The sequence below is a fragment of the Hymenobacter cellulosilyticus genome, from assembly GCF_022919215.1.
Classification (GTDB): domain Bacteria; phylum Bacteroidota; class Bacteroidia; order Cytophagales; family Hymenobacteraceae; genus Hymenobacter; species Hymenobacter cellulosilyticus.
On record NZ_CP095046.1, the window covers coordinates 4,105,568 to 4,118,514 of the forward strand.

Consider the following 12,947-nt stretch of genomic DNA (forward strand, 5'->3'; position numbering starts at 1 on the left):
TTGGAGCTATGGAAGAAACTGCCCACCGCTTCACCGGTGCCCCCACCTGGAAACAGTCGTACTGGGCCGAGATGCTGGTCGAGTGCCCGAAGTGTGCACACGCCGCCTTGATTACGGCCGATGTAATGGCTAGTGACTTTCGGTATCTTGCCAACAGCACGTTGGCGTGTTCCCACTGTGCCCACACCGAAAGGACCGCAGAGGCGGTGGCGTACCGCGTGTCCATCCACAGGAATTGCGACACCTGCGGCAAGAAAGTCGCTAAGGTGATTCCCCGGTCGAAGCAGAAGGTGGAAACGCTGGCCGTTGCGTGCCCCCACTGCCACGTCACGCGCACTTACCAGCCGCGAAACGAAGCTTACCGGCTGACGTACCAAGGGTCCGGCCCGGGGGTAGACCCGATTTTCAACCTTCCGTTGTGGTTGCGGGCAGCCGTCAAAGGCCAGCTGTTATGGGCCTATAACCGGTCCCATCTGAACGACATCAAGCGCTACGTTGCCTCGCAATTGCGCGAAAGGAACATCGCTGGCCATAACACCATGGTGGAGCGGTTGCCTCAATTCATCAAAGCGGCTAAAAACAGAGAAGCGGTACTCAAGGCTATCGAGAAAATAGAATACCGGTAATCGCTATTTCGAGCGTATAAGTGAACGTGAACCGCTAAATGGGGAAGTGTAAAACAACCGAGGAAAAACTGTTAACCCAGCTTAGGGGCTACGATGTGGACGAAGAGTAGCGCTGTCTAGTACCATCGCGTCAACTGCTTCGGTCGCTATTCCTTTTTGTCGGCGGCGAATGACACGCTAAAAACAGCGTTGCGGTCCTTACGCCCAGCTGAGCGTAACTTTGGGGCTCCGTCACGACAAGAGCCACTTCTAGCCTTGGGTTACAGGGTGGGTTACACGTCGCATGTGACGAACAAGCACCACGCCGTTGGCCTTCAGCGCTGGTCAAAAAGTCGTGCGTCAGGGTCTTTGGGAAACGAGTTACCGAGCAGTCTGGCACAGGCCATGCTGTTGCTGCTAAGCACCAGGGGCTTTTTTCGATAGGCATGGTATTTCTTACCAATTGGTAACGCGGGTACTACGGGCGCGTCTCGATCTTTGCAGCGTAACTCTACGATGATGAAAGGCAAGGCATTCCTGATTGGCAACTGCGATTCTCTAGAGGCGCATATCGCCCTCTACCGCGTGAAAACTGGCTGTGTAGCCGCCTAAGTAGGTCCATGGAAAATCTACGCAAGGCTTTCGAGTTCGGCGGCGTGTTGAACGCCGAGGAAATTGCCCAGGTGACCGACCCGTTTGTGGCACAGTCACTGCGGGCGGGCGAGCATTTCTTTGCCCCCGGCGACTACCCCAACCGTTTGGGCTTCGTCAGCGCCGGAGTCTGCCGACTTTACCTCGTGGGTCGGATGCCCGAGGAAGAGGCGACCCGGTGCTTCATTCGGCCCCACCAGTTCATCCTGGATCTGGAAAGCCTTCACAGCCACCGGCCCACCCAGGTAGGCATCCAGGCCCTGACGGCGTGCGAGCTGCTGGACAAGCGCATCTGGCAGCAACTCCTGGTAGAAGTTCCCAAGCTCTTCATCCTGAGCAAGCTACTGACGGAAGTAGCACGGCCCGGCAAAAATACGAGGAGTTCGTCAAGCGCTACCCCGACCTGGTCTTGCAGGTGCCGCAACACTACATCGCCTCCTATCTCGGCATTACGCCTCAGTCCTTAAGTCGCCTCCGTAAAGGCACCGATAGCTGACGGCCCGGATGGCCGCGGTGCGGGCACAAGAGCCCTGGACGCCTCCAGCGTGCGGTTGCGGGTTCCGATTGCTCCCGGTACGCGTCTCCTACGCCGGCCTCCAGAGGCCATCGCCAACGGCACGGACCAGGAATTTCTCAACGCCCGCGCCGCTCATAAGGCCAAGGAGCGTGCTCCCTACCTCCTCTACGCAAGCGCTGAGTTCGGCCTGTTCCACGGGTTCGCTTTCAGCAAGTTTTTTCTAACGCATACATTTCACTTACACCATGACACAGGTAGTTCTTATAACGGGGGGACAATGGGTATTGGTCTTGGCTTAGCGAAAGCCTTTCTGGCGCAGGGGGCGGCCGTCGCCGTTTGTGGCCGGTCACGCGAAGCCCTCGACCTCTTTTCGCACACCTACCCAGATGCACTGGCCGTCCAGGCCGATGTGACCCAGGCGGCGGACCGGACCCGCCTGCTCGACCGGGTAGCGGAGCGGTTTGGGCACCTCGATGTCTTGGTCAACAATGCCGGGCGCTTCGTCGAACGAGATTTCACAACCGGGACGGACCCGGCCGCCGACCTGGAGCAAGAGGTGGCGCTGAACCTTACGGCTCCCATCCAGTTGACCAGCGAAGTGCTCGTGCGCTGGCCGGCCCTGACGGCCCTCGTGTTCGTCACTTCCGGCTTTGCCCTGGTGTCACCCACGCGCGCCGACCTACGGGGCGGTGAAAGCGGGGCTGCACGGCTTCGCCGAGGGGTTGCGCCGGCAGCTGGCGCCCAAGGGCACGCATGTGCTTGAGTTGCTGCCGACCACCACCGACACCCCCGGCACCGCTCACGAAACGCGGAAGAAAATGACGACCGAGCAGGTAGCGGCGGTCACGCTCAAAGCCCTGGCCCGGCGGCAACCCTTGGCCTTGCCGGGACCCATGAAGCTGCTACCCACGCTGCTGCGGATTGCCCCACAGGCGACCAGCCACATGATCGCGAACATCTAACAGTGTGGGCCCCACAAGGATAAGATAGCCCTCCTTTTCATGAACTATTGTCGATGCACGTCTACTGGCATGGCAAAGTGAACCTACAGCCCAGATCGAGTTCAAGAAACTGGTTCACCTTTCAAAGTTCAGGAAACTTCAATTGGAGATGAGTTTCCTGAATTCCTGGCTACTCGGAAGATTTCGGTAAGAACAAGCCATCTGGCCGGGGCTTTTTCTTTCTACATGCTACATATCTTACTGCTAGCAGATGTACTTTAAAGCACAGCTTTCCCCATAGCAGCCACAGCTCGGTACACGGTCGGCACCGGCACCTCCATTTTCTCGGCCACTTGGCGTACGGCACTCGCGTTGTCTTCGGAGTAGCGAATGGAGGCGCGTAGGGTCTGCCAGCAGAGGTAAATGTCGCGGTTGGCATAGGCGGAAATACCAACAACCCCAGATTTATAGAGTACGGTGAGGTGGCCCGCTTCCTCCAGTTGGTTCATCAAGTTGGCAAGTGTCATAGGTCGGCGCGGTTCCCGTTTAGCGTTAGTTTGTTCTGTCGTTCCCGTAGCTCGGAGAGGTTGAGATTTGGGGTAGGCAGGGCCTTGGTGGCTTGGTAGAAGACGGGGCCTAGTTCCTGGGTCACGCTGCGGGCTAGTTGCTGGTAGTCGATGGGTAGGCTTTGATTGTCTATAGACAAGGCTAGCTTGTCGTAGTCGATGTGGGAATTGTTGGCCGCTGCCGGCATCCACGCCGTGTCGAAGCGGACTATGCCCGCTGCGGCGAATTTCGGGTTGAGGCCCCCTGAGTAAAATTATGCTGACCCTGGCCGTGGCCACGATGGGCTATGCCTTTATGTAGGGCGGCATGCGCCTGTTCCACACCTGCTTGCACACGTGGGCCAAGACTGATTTCAAAACCGCTTTTCACGCTCTCTCCCCAATGGAAAATCACCGTCTTCACCATCTTCTAACTGGGCTTGCTCTTCTTCTTTGCCCTCTGCTGGCTTGGGGCCAGCCTAGTCGCGTAGTCGAACGAACCGCCTGCGTCCTGCAGTGGTCCGCTTCACAGCTGGGAGTGCGTGAGGCCACCGGCCACAACGACGGCCCCGAAATCGAAGCCTGGCAGCAGGCCGTGGGGCGGCCCGTGGTGCGGCGTGTATCAGGCGGCTGGCCAGCGGGAGTGTTGGTTGCCCTACCCGCAGGGCGCCGCCGGCTCTTACAACTGGTTTCTGCCGAGTAGCTCGCGCACTTATTATATAAAAGGGAAGCGGGGCTCGGTGGATCTCATTCAGCCCGGGCACCAGGTAGGGTTCTACTACGCCAACCTGGGCCGCATTGCGTATGTCGCCCGCACGGTGGCCCCAACCCGCAAGCGAGGCAACCGCGGCTGGTACTGCAATGAAGGCAACACCGGGACGGGCGGCGGACGAGATGGAGCCGGCGTGCATGTGCTGTTGCGGGCCTCCTGGGAATTTTACGCTACCGCGAATTGGCTCAACTAATGCGCTACCTAGTACTGGGACTACTCACCATCGGACTGCCCACTTGCAAGATTGTCGAAGCCGGCGGAGTCGACGGAAATCAAACGACCATCACCGGCGATGGTAACACGGCAGCCACCGCCACCAAGCCCGGCACCATGGCCACCGGTACCAGCGCTAGCGCTACCGAGGTAAAGAAGTCGGACGGAGTAGCTGCAGGGGAAGGTAACACCGTGACGCCTGCAGCACCGAGTACGTGGTGGAAGTGGCTGCTGGTCGGCATGGCACTGGGCTACCTGGGGCCGAAGCTGCTCAAACTGGGTAGCCGGTTTGTCTGGCCGGAACCGACCTAATATATTTGACCCGCCCAGGTTTCACAGAGATGTGTACTGGGCAAAGCCTATTGCAGCAAAAAAGCCCCAACTCGCGTCGGGGCTTTTTATTTTCCTCTATTTTAATGCTGCTCTAACTACGCAAGCAATGGGGTATTTGCCTGGCTAAACAGCCACTTCTTATTCCAAACGGGCACACTGACGGGCACACCAACAAAAAACCCCTTGTAAACACGTGATTTACAAGGGGTTTTGGAGCAATGAGCCTCCTGCCGGGATCGAACCAGCGACCTACTGATTACAAGTCAGTTGCTCTACCAGCTGAGCTAAGGAGGCGAATTGTGGTGCAAAACTAGCGCTTCACACCAAATTCCCAAACTTATGCGCGAATAATTTTCAATTGTTTTTTCAGCCCATCAATTCGGCCTTTAGCTTCATCAATGCGACCCTGGTATTCCTCACGCAGCTGATTAGCATTCTTGGAACGCGCAAAGAACTCAAGGTTAGTCTGTAACGTGGCAATGTCATTTTCCAGCTCGTTTATTTCGCGGCGCAATCCCTGCTCCTTCCGGTAAAGAGCCTGCTGAGAATCGGGGCTGGACTTGAGACGCTCTACCTGCAGCTGAAACAGTAAATCGGCACGCTCGGCATAGGACAGGCCGGGTACGTGGTCGAGATATTTGCCCATCAACGACTGGAATTTCTCCTCGGCCCGCTCAGCTGAGCCGCGGGGCCCGTTGGTAGCTCCGTCGAAGGCACGCCACTCTTCTACATGCTGACGGAAGCCTTCCAGCGTGCCCGGAGCATCTACCGACAGGGCCGTAACGGCGTCGGCTACCCGGTCGAGGTGAGTGGCCTGCTCCTGCGATACTTGTTGAGCCTGCTGCACCCGTTGCTTGGCTTCCTCGTTTTTGCGCTCGAAGAACGCATCACAGGCGGTACGGAAGCGGTTCCAGACTTTATCGGACTGTTTTTCCGGCACCCGGCCGATAAGCTTCCACTCCTTCTGCAGGCGGATTACAATTTCGCGACCTTCCTCCCAGTTCGGGTTTTGCAGCGCCGCTTCCGCCTGGTTGCACAAATCCAGTTTGCGCTGTAGGTTGGCATTTTTCTCCTCGTCGAGCGACTTGAAGAACTGGTTTTTGCGCTGGAAGAAGCCTTTGTAAGCCGACCAGAACTGCTTGTTGAGCTGCTCGGCTTTGTCGCGGGGCACAAGGCCGGCGGTGTCCCACTCCTCCTTAAGCTTTTGCAGCTCGTCGGTTTTGGCGCGCCACTCATTTACCCGCTCAGTCTGGAACTCGGCAAAAGGCTTGATCTGCTCCAGCAAGGCCGTTTTACGAGTCAGGTTGGCATTCTCCTGGGTCGAGCGTACGTTGAGGAACTCCTTCTTCCGGTCGTGTACCTTCTCGGAAGCCTGCAGGAAGCGGTTCCAGATGGCGTCGCGCTGCTCGTTGGCAACGGGGCCAATGTGTTTCCACTCCTCGTGCAACTGGCGCAACTCCTGCAGCGCCTTATTGATGCTGGGCTGGTTGGCCAAGGCCTCGGCGCGTTGAATCAGGGCTTCCTTGGCTTCGAGGTTACGCCGGCGGTCCAGTTCCTTCATTTCGAAGAATAGGCCGCGGTTGTTGTAATAAATATCGAGCAGGGCGTGGTAGCTGTTCCAGATTTCCTGGGCGTCCTTCTGCGGCACGGCCCCGGTGGCTTTCCAGTCGTTTTGCAACGCCTTGATGCGCACGGAGCTGTCCTTGGTTTCGGCTGACTCTACCAGCTGCCGCAGCTGCGTGAGCAGGTACTGCTTGTGAGCCAGATTTTTGGCCCGCTGCTCATCCTCGGCACGAGCATCCTTGGCGCGACTGTCGCGGAATTCCTGCAGGGCGCTGCTCAGTTCGGCGTGGCCTTCCGGGCCGTGGTAGGCAAAGTCATCCGCCTCGCCCCCGCCCTCGGTGAAGCGCTGCCGGGCGGCGGTGCGGTCAGCGTTGACAGTAGTTTCGTACTGACGGTACAGGTCGAAGATCTGCTTGCGGTTCTGGCGGGCATCGGGGCGGCGCAGCAGGGTCAGCAGGTGGGCCGCCTGGGCGGGCAGGTCGAGCGTGGTAAAGTCGGGCACCGGAATTTCGGGCACATACTCTTCCTCTTCCTCCGTGCCAGCACTGTGGGCTGTGTCGGCAGCTTCCGCGGCCTGAGCGGCCTCCGCGGCCGAGTCGTTATTGGAAGTCGGCAGGGCGGCTACGGGCGCGTCGGCCGTTTCAATATCGGCGGCGGTTTGCAAAGCTACAACCGGCTCGCGCACGGCTTCGGGCTGGGTGCTGTCGGCGGCGTCGGCTTCCGAAGTAACGGGAGCGGTATCGGTCAGCGTGGTGGCTTCTGCAGCAGTGGCCTCGGGCGAAGCGGGTGCGGCAGAGGTGGTTTCGGGAGCAGCGTCGGCCGACTGCACGCCGGGATTATCCTGGCCGTAGTGGCTTGCGGCGCGGGTCAGGGACTCGGAAGCTTCTCCAGCCCGCAGCGCAGCGGCCGTATCGGCGGTGGCTTCGGTAGTGGCCGCAGTGGGCTCAGCCGTGCCAGCCCGGGCGTATCGGTTACGGGCGGCGTGCCCTGGGCGGGCCGCTCAGTGATTTCGTTGGTCGTGGTGGAGGCTACGGGTGCAGTGGCAGCGGGAACCGGCTCAGTGGGCGCGGCAGCAGCTTGGGCAGGCGGAGTAGCGGCAGCATCGGCCGGATTCTGCTTGGCCTGGATTTCCGCCAGACGGCGCTCCAAGATGCTCATCGGCGACTCCGAGGCATCGTCGGAGTGGTTGGGGCGGTGTTTTCGTTTTCAGGTAACATAGGTCAAAGGGAAAGGCCCGGCTCAGGAAAGAATAGGTAGCCCGGCAGCGAAGAAAGCAAAAGCTAATTTAGGCGGGGGTCCAGCGGATAGTTGGACAGGACCCGGTAGCGGCCGCCTTTTTCCCGCAAAATGGCTTGCCAGAAGGCATCATTATCCAAAGTAAATACTTTCCCGGCAGCATTGGGGTGGACAATCCAAACATTTTCCTTGACTTCCTCCTCCAATTGGCCCGCTGTCCAGCCGGAATAGCCCGCGTAGAGACGGATATCGTCGGCGGCCAGCTCCCCGCTCAGCAGCAGGCCCAGCACCACCTGAAAATCGCCGCCCCAGTACACGTCCTGCCCCAGGCTGATGGCATTGGGCACGTCGGCGCGGCGGTGCAGGTAGTGGAGCGTGTCGGGATACACGGGGCCGCCCAGGCCCAGCGGAAGCTTGGCCGCCGGGGAGGCGTCGCCGTCGGGCAGCTCCAGCACGTCGCCGAGCAGCAGGTTGGACGGACGGTTGAGTACCAGGCCGTAGGAGCCCTCTTCCTCCGAGTAGCGGCACATCAGTACCACCGTCCGCTCGAAGTTAGGATCACCTAGAAAGGGCTGAGAAATGAGCATACTGCCGGAACGGGGACGAGGCATCGGAAGAAGTGCTTGGGATGAGAGAAGACGTAAATACGAAGGCGGGAAGGGTACAGACGCTTTTTTGAAAGGCTTCTGTTCCCGCGCAAGTTCCGTGCAGCGGCCAGAAGTCGTACAAACCTGAACTGGCGGCCGCAACAGGCCGCTTCGGCAGCCCGGGCACCCTAGCTAGTAACTTTCCCGGCGCCTCCGGGTTTCTAAACCCGACAGATTTCCGGTAGGCGAAGCGGTGTAAAGGAAACTTTTTTCCGGTAAAAAGCTATCCTGCAAGCCGATAGTTTGTCAGAAACCCTGCTGCCTTTGTCCCGGGCCGCCGCCCCACCGGCCCGCTGGCAGGCAGTACGCTCATTTTTCCGTTGAACTTCCGACCTTCGCCCGGCCGGTGCCCAGGGCAGCTTTCCTTTCCGCCGGCCTTACGCCTATGACCGACCAACAACTCGCCGACCTGCGCCAGACCTACTCCCAACGCACGCTGTCGGAGGCTGAGGTGCAGCCCGATGCCGTGCGCCAGTTTCGGCAGTGGCTGGATGAAGCCTTGGCAGCCCACCTCGACGAGCCCACGGCCATGACTGTTTCGACGGTGAACAGCCAGGGCCAGCCCTCGGCGCGGGTGGTTCTGCTCAAAGGCCTGCCCGACGACGCGGGCTTTCTGTTTTACACCAACTACGACAGCCGCAAGGGCCAGGATTTGCAGGCGCAGCCCTGGGCCGCTCTCACGTTTTTCTGGCCCGGCCTGGAACGGCAGGTGCGGGTCGAAGGCCGGGTTGAAAAAGCCCCCGAGGCCTTGTCGGACGCCTATTTCCAGAGCCGGCCGCGCAGCAGCCAGATTGGGGCCTGGGCCTCGCCCCAGAGCCAGAAAATCGGGAGCCGGGAAGAGCTTGAAGCCCAGGAAAAGCAAGTTGAGCAGCGCTTTACGGGCGAAGACCCACTGCCCCGCCCTCCGCACTGGGGCGGCTACATCGTGCGGCCCCACCGGATAGAGTTCTGGCAGGGCCGCCCCAGCCGCCTGCACGACCGAATCGTGTACGAGCGCCAGGGCGAAGCCTGGACCCGGAGCCGGCTAGCTCCCTGATGGTGAAATGGTGAAATAGTGAAGTAGTGAGTTTGACGTCCCGCCGGCGCTGTTATGCGCGGTTTGAACCACTACTCCACTACTTCACTACTTCACTACTTCACTATTTCACCACTTCACCAGTTCATCACTTGGCTGAAATTCAACCCGTGCGCGGCTGGCGCTACAACGCCGAGCTGAGTGCCCATATCGACGACTACGTTTCGCCTTTATTCGACGTCGTGTCGCAGAAGCAGCGCGAGGCGCTGTACCGCAATGAGCTTAACAGCATTCACTTGTCGGTGCCCCGGGGCGAGGACCCGGCCGGCGCGGCCCTGGAGCGCCTGACCCAGTGGCAGAACTCCGGCGTGCTGCGCCAGGATGAAGTGCCGGGCATCTACGTCTACTACCAGTATTTCCGCCTGCCGGGCAGCTCCCGCGAGTACTGCCGCAAGGGCTTTATGTGCCACATCCGGGCCTACGACTGGGCCGAAAACGTAGTGCTGCGCCACGAAAACACCCTACCCGCTGCCGTCAACGACCGGGCCGAGCTGCTGGCCCGCACCCAGTTTCAGAGCAGCGCCACCCACGGCCTTTACCGCGACGACGACTTTGAGCTGGAGCGCTACCTCGACGAGGCCATGCTCGACCCGCTCTACCAGACTGAGGAAGACTACCAGGGCGCGCGCGACGTGCTGGCCGTGATTCAGGATGCCCGCATTATCCGGAGGTTTCAGCAGGTGCTCAGCCTACGGGAGGTAATCTTAGCCGACGGGCACCACCGCTACGAAGGCTCCCTGGCGTACCGGCAGGCCCGTATGGCCGCCGAGCCCGGCAATACCGGCCGGGAGCCCTGGCACTTCCATTTGATGTATCTGACCAACGCGGCGGCCGACGACCTGCGCATCCTGCCCACGCACCGCTTGCTGCTGGAGCTGCCCGGCGGTATTTCCGACGCCGAGTTCCTGGCCCGGCTGGAGCCATACTTCACCCTGCTGCCCATGGACGACGTCTATGACTTGCCCGAGCGGATTGCCGGCAAACAGTGGGCCTTTGGCCTCTACCTGGGCGGACTGGCTTACAAGCTGCGCCTGCGCCCTGAAGTGCATGCTCAGCTTAGCTGGGACACTACGACCGAAGTCAAAAACCTGGATTTGACGGTGCTACACTACTTCGTGCTGGAAAAAGCCTTGGGAATTGTGGGGCCTGATGCCCAGCGCACCTGGCCGGGCGTGGCCTACGTGCGCACCTTTTCCGAGTGCCTGGCCCGCGTCGACCGGCAGGAAGCCCGCGCCGCCCTCATCGTCAATGAGGTGACTATGGAGGAAGTGGAGCGCGTATGCCACTCGGGCGCCGTGATGCCGCCGAAATCCACTTTTTTTTACCCCAAAACCATCGGCGGATTTCTGTTTTCCTCTATCCGCGACGACGAACACGACAATGCCTTCTACGCCCCTTTCCTTGCGCCTGGTCCTGGCTTCTAACTCGCCGCGGCGCCGGCAGCTGCTCACCGACCTGGGTCTGCCCTACGAAGTGCGCCTGCAGGAAGTGGATGAAAGCTTCCCCGCCCACCTCAAGCGGGCCGAAGTGGCCGAGTTCTTGGCCGCCCACAAAGCCGACGCCTACCGTGCGGGCCTGGCCCCCGACGAAGTGGTACTCACGGCTGATACCATCGTCTGCCTCGACGACGACGTGCTCAACAAGCCCGCCGATGAGGCCGAAGCCCGGGCCATGCTCACCCGCCTGCAGGGCCGCGCCCACGACGTGTACACCGGCGTGTGCCTGCTCACGGGCCAGGGCCAGCGCGTGGTTTTCTCTGACCAAACCCGGGTATATTTCCGCTCCCTCACCCCCGCCGAAATCGAGTTTTACGTGCGCAACTACCAGCCCCTGGACAAAGCCGGAGCCTATGGCGCTCAGGACTGGATAGGCATGGTAGCCGTGACCAAACTGGAAGGCTCCTACTTCAACGTGATGGGCCTGCCCGTGCACCGCGTCTGGGAAGAATTGGAAAAGCTGGGGCTGGCCTCGTTGACGAACAAGTAGTAAAAGGCTTTTGCCTCTTTACCAGCTTGCGCCGCTCATGCTTAGCGCACCCAGATCTGGTGGCGCTCCGGGGAGCCGCTGCCTTGCAGGTGCACCCAATACGTGCCCTGGGGCCAATTGCGCACGTCCAGCGTCACGTCGGCAGCTTGCACCTGCTGCTGCAGCATGAGTTGACCAGAGGAAGAGTACACGCTCATGCTACGGGGAGCTGCCGAGCCAGTATGAAACTGAATGTGCCCCGACCCCGGATTGGGATACAGCTCCGAAGGGCCGCTGAGCGGGTCGGTAGTGGCCCGGGCGGCGGGGCTCGTGAAGTTTATCTTGGCCAAATACGCGTAGGTAGTGCCGGCCGGCGCAGCTAAAGTGGTGGGACCAAAGCTGCACGTACCCTGCCAAGCGCCCGTCCAGTACGCGACGCCCGCGCCATACTGAGCCACGTCGGTGGCCTGGCTGCTGCCTGGCCCACTGGCCGTCAGGGCCCACTGGTATACTCCGCTGGGAGCATGCGACACGAGGCGGGCATAGTCGGGAGCGGCGTCAACGCCGATGGTAGCCAACACGTTGGAATAGCTGGCTGCCACGCGCACGTCAGTAGCCGCGGAGCCGATGGGCCGTACCCAGGCCGTGGCTCCGGTAGCGGCGTCAAAGCGGCCTACGTAGCCGGCAGAAGGATACGCAGCCGTGAGGGTGTAAATTCCGCCGAAGCTTACGGTACCGCCAAACGTGCCGCCCACGTAGCAGTAGCCACCATAAATGGCCAGGCCCGAGCCGTTTGCCTGATCGGCGTATACCGTGCCGGTGGTGCCCTTAAGCCAGGCCGCGGCTCCCGTGCTGGGATTCAGCCGGGCCACAAACGAATGAGAATTGAACTGGGCGTTATCGGCTAATTGCAAGCCGCCCAGCTTTAGGCCTGTGGTAAAGCGGCCCGTGACGTAGCAGTTGCCAGCCCCGTCCACGGCAACTTTGCTGGCCAAGGAGCCGGAGGCCGACGAGATGCCCCCGTTAACGGCATTGGTGGCTCCGGCCGTAACCCAATTTACGGCTCCCGCCGAGCTGTAGGCGGCTACAAAGGCGGCCGATCGGCCGCCCTGTACCGCAAACAACCCAAAGGTGACGTTTCCCCCACGAAGCCCGTTACGTAGCCCACGGCTCCGGGCCCGGCGGCCACGGCCAAAGCACCCGAAGCCGAATCGTTATTGCCCACGCGGCGGCTCCAGTAGGTGCTGCCAGTGCTGGCCGAGCAGCGCATGACCAGCACGGAGCTATACCCCATCGAGCCCATCAGGCTGCCCGTGCCCGTGTTGGCCGTAAGCGTACCGCTAAACCGACCAACCACGAAAAGGCCCCCTTGTCCATCGGGGGCGATGCCCGCTCCGTAAGCGGAGGCCCCACTGCCGCCCACTTGCCGAACCCAGACCAGGTTGCCATTGGCATCCACTCGGGCCAGAAACACGTCGGAGGCACCTACGGGCGTAAGGGTAAGCGGACCACTGAAGTTGGGGGAGCTAAAGCTGACCGGGCTGGAAAAACTGCCTACTACATATGTGCTGCCTGCAGCATCGGCGGCCACGGCAGCCACGGCTACCCGCTGCATACTGCGGGTCCAGTGCCAGGAAGCCTGCCCCAGAGCCGACTGAATAAAGCATAGTACTCCCACCAAAGCCAAAGCAATGTTTTTCATAACGCCAGAAATTAAAAATGACAACCACACCTACAGGTCGCCAGCGGGCGAACTGCATTATTTTCCAACAGACTTATCAGGGAGGCGGAAAAAGCCCCGCCCCTATTCGGCGCCGAATGATTCAAAAATATATAATATACGTCCTATATAAAACCGCATAATGATGTGGTCAGGCCGGCCGG

Annotated in this window: 16 protein-coding genes and 1 tRNA gene; 9 read left to right on the forward strand and 8 right to left on the reverse strand. The window is 60.4% G+C overall.

The annotated features are described in order from the left end of the window. Positions 1–8 precede the first annotated feature (8 nt). From MUN79_RS20215 to MUN79_RS30255, 4 genes are all read left to right on the forward strand, one after another. Positions 9–626 (forward strand): hypothetical protein, encoded by a 618-nt coding sequence (locus MUN79_RS20215; protein ID WP_244674393.1) that lies wholly within the window; start codon positions 9–11, stop codon positions 624–626. 599 nt (positions 627–1,225) lie between these two features. Continuing rightward, positions 1,226–1,723 carry a Crp/Fnr family transcriptional regulator gene (locus MUN79_RS31280; protein ID WP_311136535.1) on the forward strand — a complete coding sequence of 166 codons (498 nt, stop codon included), beginning with the start codon at positions 1,226–1,228 and terminating at the stop codon, positions 1,721–1,723. A 327-nt stretch (positions 1,724–2,050) separates the two neighbouring features. Beyond that, the gene (locus MUN79_RS31935; protein ID WP_375378186.1) at positions 2,051–2,536 is read left to right on the forward strand and encodes an SDR family NAD(P)-dependent oxidoreductase; all 486 of its coding nucleotides are present in this window, start codon (positions 2,051–2,053) and stop codon (positions 2,534–2,536) included. After that, complete coding sequence (locus MUN79_RS30255) at positions 2,463–2,735, forward strand: SDR family oxidoreductase (protein WP_375378278.1); 273 nt, start codon at positions 2,463–2,465, stop codon at positions 2,733–2,735. The genes MUN79_RS31935 and MUN79_RS30255 overlap by 74 nt, the downstream gene beginning before the upstream one ends. Before the next feature lie 257 nt (positions 2,736–2,992). On the opposite strand, the gene MUN79_RS20230 is transcribed toward MUN79_RS30255, so the two are convergent. Both MUN79_RS20230 and MUN79_RS20235 read right to left on the reverse strand, forming a co-directional pair. Further along, entirely contained in the window at positions 2,993–3,241 is a 249-nt protein-coding gene (locus tag MUN79_RS20230; RefSeq protein ID WP_244674394.1) for a hypothetical protein, read from the reverse strand. Continuing rightward, entirely contained in the window at positions 3,238–3,468 is a 231-nt protein-coding gene (locus tag MUN79_RS20235) for a hypothetical protein (protein WP_244674395.1), read from the reverse strand. Before MUN79_RS20235 ends, MUN79_RS20230 begins: the two co-directional genes overlap by 4 nt. Positions 3,469–3,999: 531 nt before the next feature. Between MUN79_RS20235 and MUN79_RS20240 the strand changes: the two genes are divergently transcribed. Both MUN79_RS20240 and MUN79_RS20245 read left to right on the forward strand, forming a co-directional pair. Continuing rightward, the gene (locus MUN79_RS20240; RefSeq protein ID WP_244674396.1) at positions 4,000–4,224 is read left to right on the forward strand and encodes a hypothetical protein; all 225 of its coding nucleotides are present in this window, start codon (positions 4,000–4,002) and stop codon (positions 4,222–4,224) included. Further along, on the forward strand, positions 4,224–4,556 hold the full coding sequence (locus MUN79_RS20245; RefSeq protein WP_244674397.1) for a hypothetical protein: 333 nt from the start codon (positions 4,224–4,226) through the stop codon (positions 4,554–4,556). Before MUN79_RS20240 ends, MUN79_RS20245 begins: the two co-directional genes overlap by 1 nt. Before the next feature lie 242 nt (positions 4,557–4,798). On the opposite strand, the gene MUN79_RS20250 is transcribed toward MUN79_RS20245, so the two are convergent. The 4 genes from MUN79_RS20250 to MUN79_RS20265 all read right to left on the reverse strand — a co-directional run bounded on the left by MUN79_RS20250 (position 4,799) and on the right by MUN79_RS20265 (position 7,963). Next, positions 4,799–4,871, reverse strand: a tRNA-Thr gene (locus MUN79_RS20250). A 43-nt stretch (positions 4,872–4,914) separates the two neighbouring features. Continuing rightward, positions 4,915–6,969 (reverse strand): DUF349 domain-containing protein, encoded by a 2,055-nt coding sequence (locus MUN79_RS20255; protein WP_244674398.1) that lies wholly within the window; start codon positions 6,967–6,969, stop codon positions 4,915–4,917. Positions 6,970–7,007: 38 nt separating this feature from the next. Then, entirely contained in the window at positions 7,008–7,298 is a 291-nt protein-coding gene (locus tag MUN79_RS20260) for a hypothetical protein (protein ID WP_244674399.1), read from the reverse strand. 122 nt (positions 7,299–7,420) lie between these two features. After that, entirely contained in the window at positions 7,421–7,963 is a 543-nt protein-coding gene (locus MUN79_RS20265; protein WP_244674400.1) for a YqgE/AlgH family protein, read from the reverse strand. Positions 7,964–8,408: 445 nt separating this feature from the next. On the opposite strand from MUN79_RS20265, the gene pdxH reads away from it, so the two are divergent. The 3 genes from pdxH to MUN79_RS20280 all read left to right on the forward strand — a co-directional run bounded on the left by pdxH (position 8,409) and on the right by MUN79_RS20280 (position 11,084). Beyond that, the gene (pdxH, locus tag MUN79_RS20270) at positions 8,409–9,059 is read left to right on the forward strand and encodes a pyridoxamine 5'-phosphate oxidase (RefSeq protein WP_244674401.1); all 651 of its coding nucleotides are present in this window, start codon (positions 8,409–8,411) and stop codon (positions 9,057–9,059) included. Positions 9,060–9,190: 131 nt separating this feature from the next. Then, the gene (locus MUN79_RS20275; RefSeq protein WP_244674402.1) at positions 9,191–10,522 is read left to right on the forward strand and encodes a DUF1015 domain-containing protein; all 1,332 of its coding nucleotides are present in this window, start codon (positions 9,191–9,193) and stop codon (positions 10,520–10,522) included. Further along, positions 10,500–11,084 (forward strand): Maf family nucleotide pyrophosphatase, encoded by a 585-nt coding sequence (locus MUN79_RS20280; protein ID WP_311136536.1) that lies wholly within the window; start codon positions 10,500–10,502, stop codon positions 11,082–11,084. Before MUN79_RS20275 ends, MUN79_RS20280 begins: the two co-directional genes overlap by 23 nt. A gap of 41 nt (positions 11,085–11,125) precedes the next feature. Here the strand turns inward: MUN79_RS20280 and MUN79_RS20285 are convergent, their stop codons facing one another. Continuing rightward, on the reverse strand, positions 11,126–12,187 hold the full coding sequence (locus MUN79_RS20285) for a T9SS type A sorting domain-containing protein (RefSeq protein WP_244674404.1): 1,062 nt from the start codon (positions 12,185–12,187) through the stop codon (positions 11,126–11,128). Further along, complete coding sequence (locus tag MUN79_RS20290) at positions 12,148–12,765, reverse strand: SBBP repeat-containing protein (protein ID WP_244674405.1); 618 nt, start codon at positions 12,763–12,765, stop codon at positions 12,148–12,150. The genes MUN79_RS20285 and MUN79_RS20290 overlap by 40 nt, the downstream gene beginning before the upstream one ends. Positions 12,766–12,947: the final 182 nt, after the last annotated feature.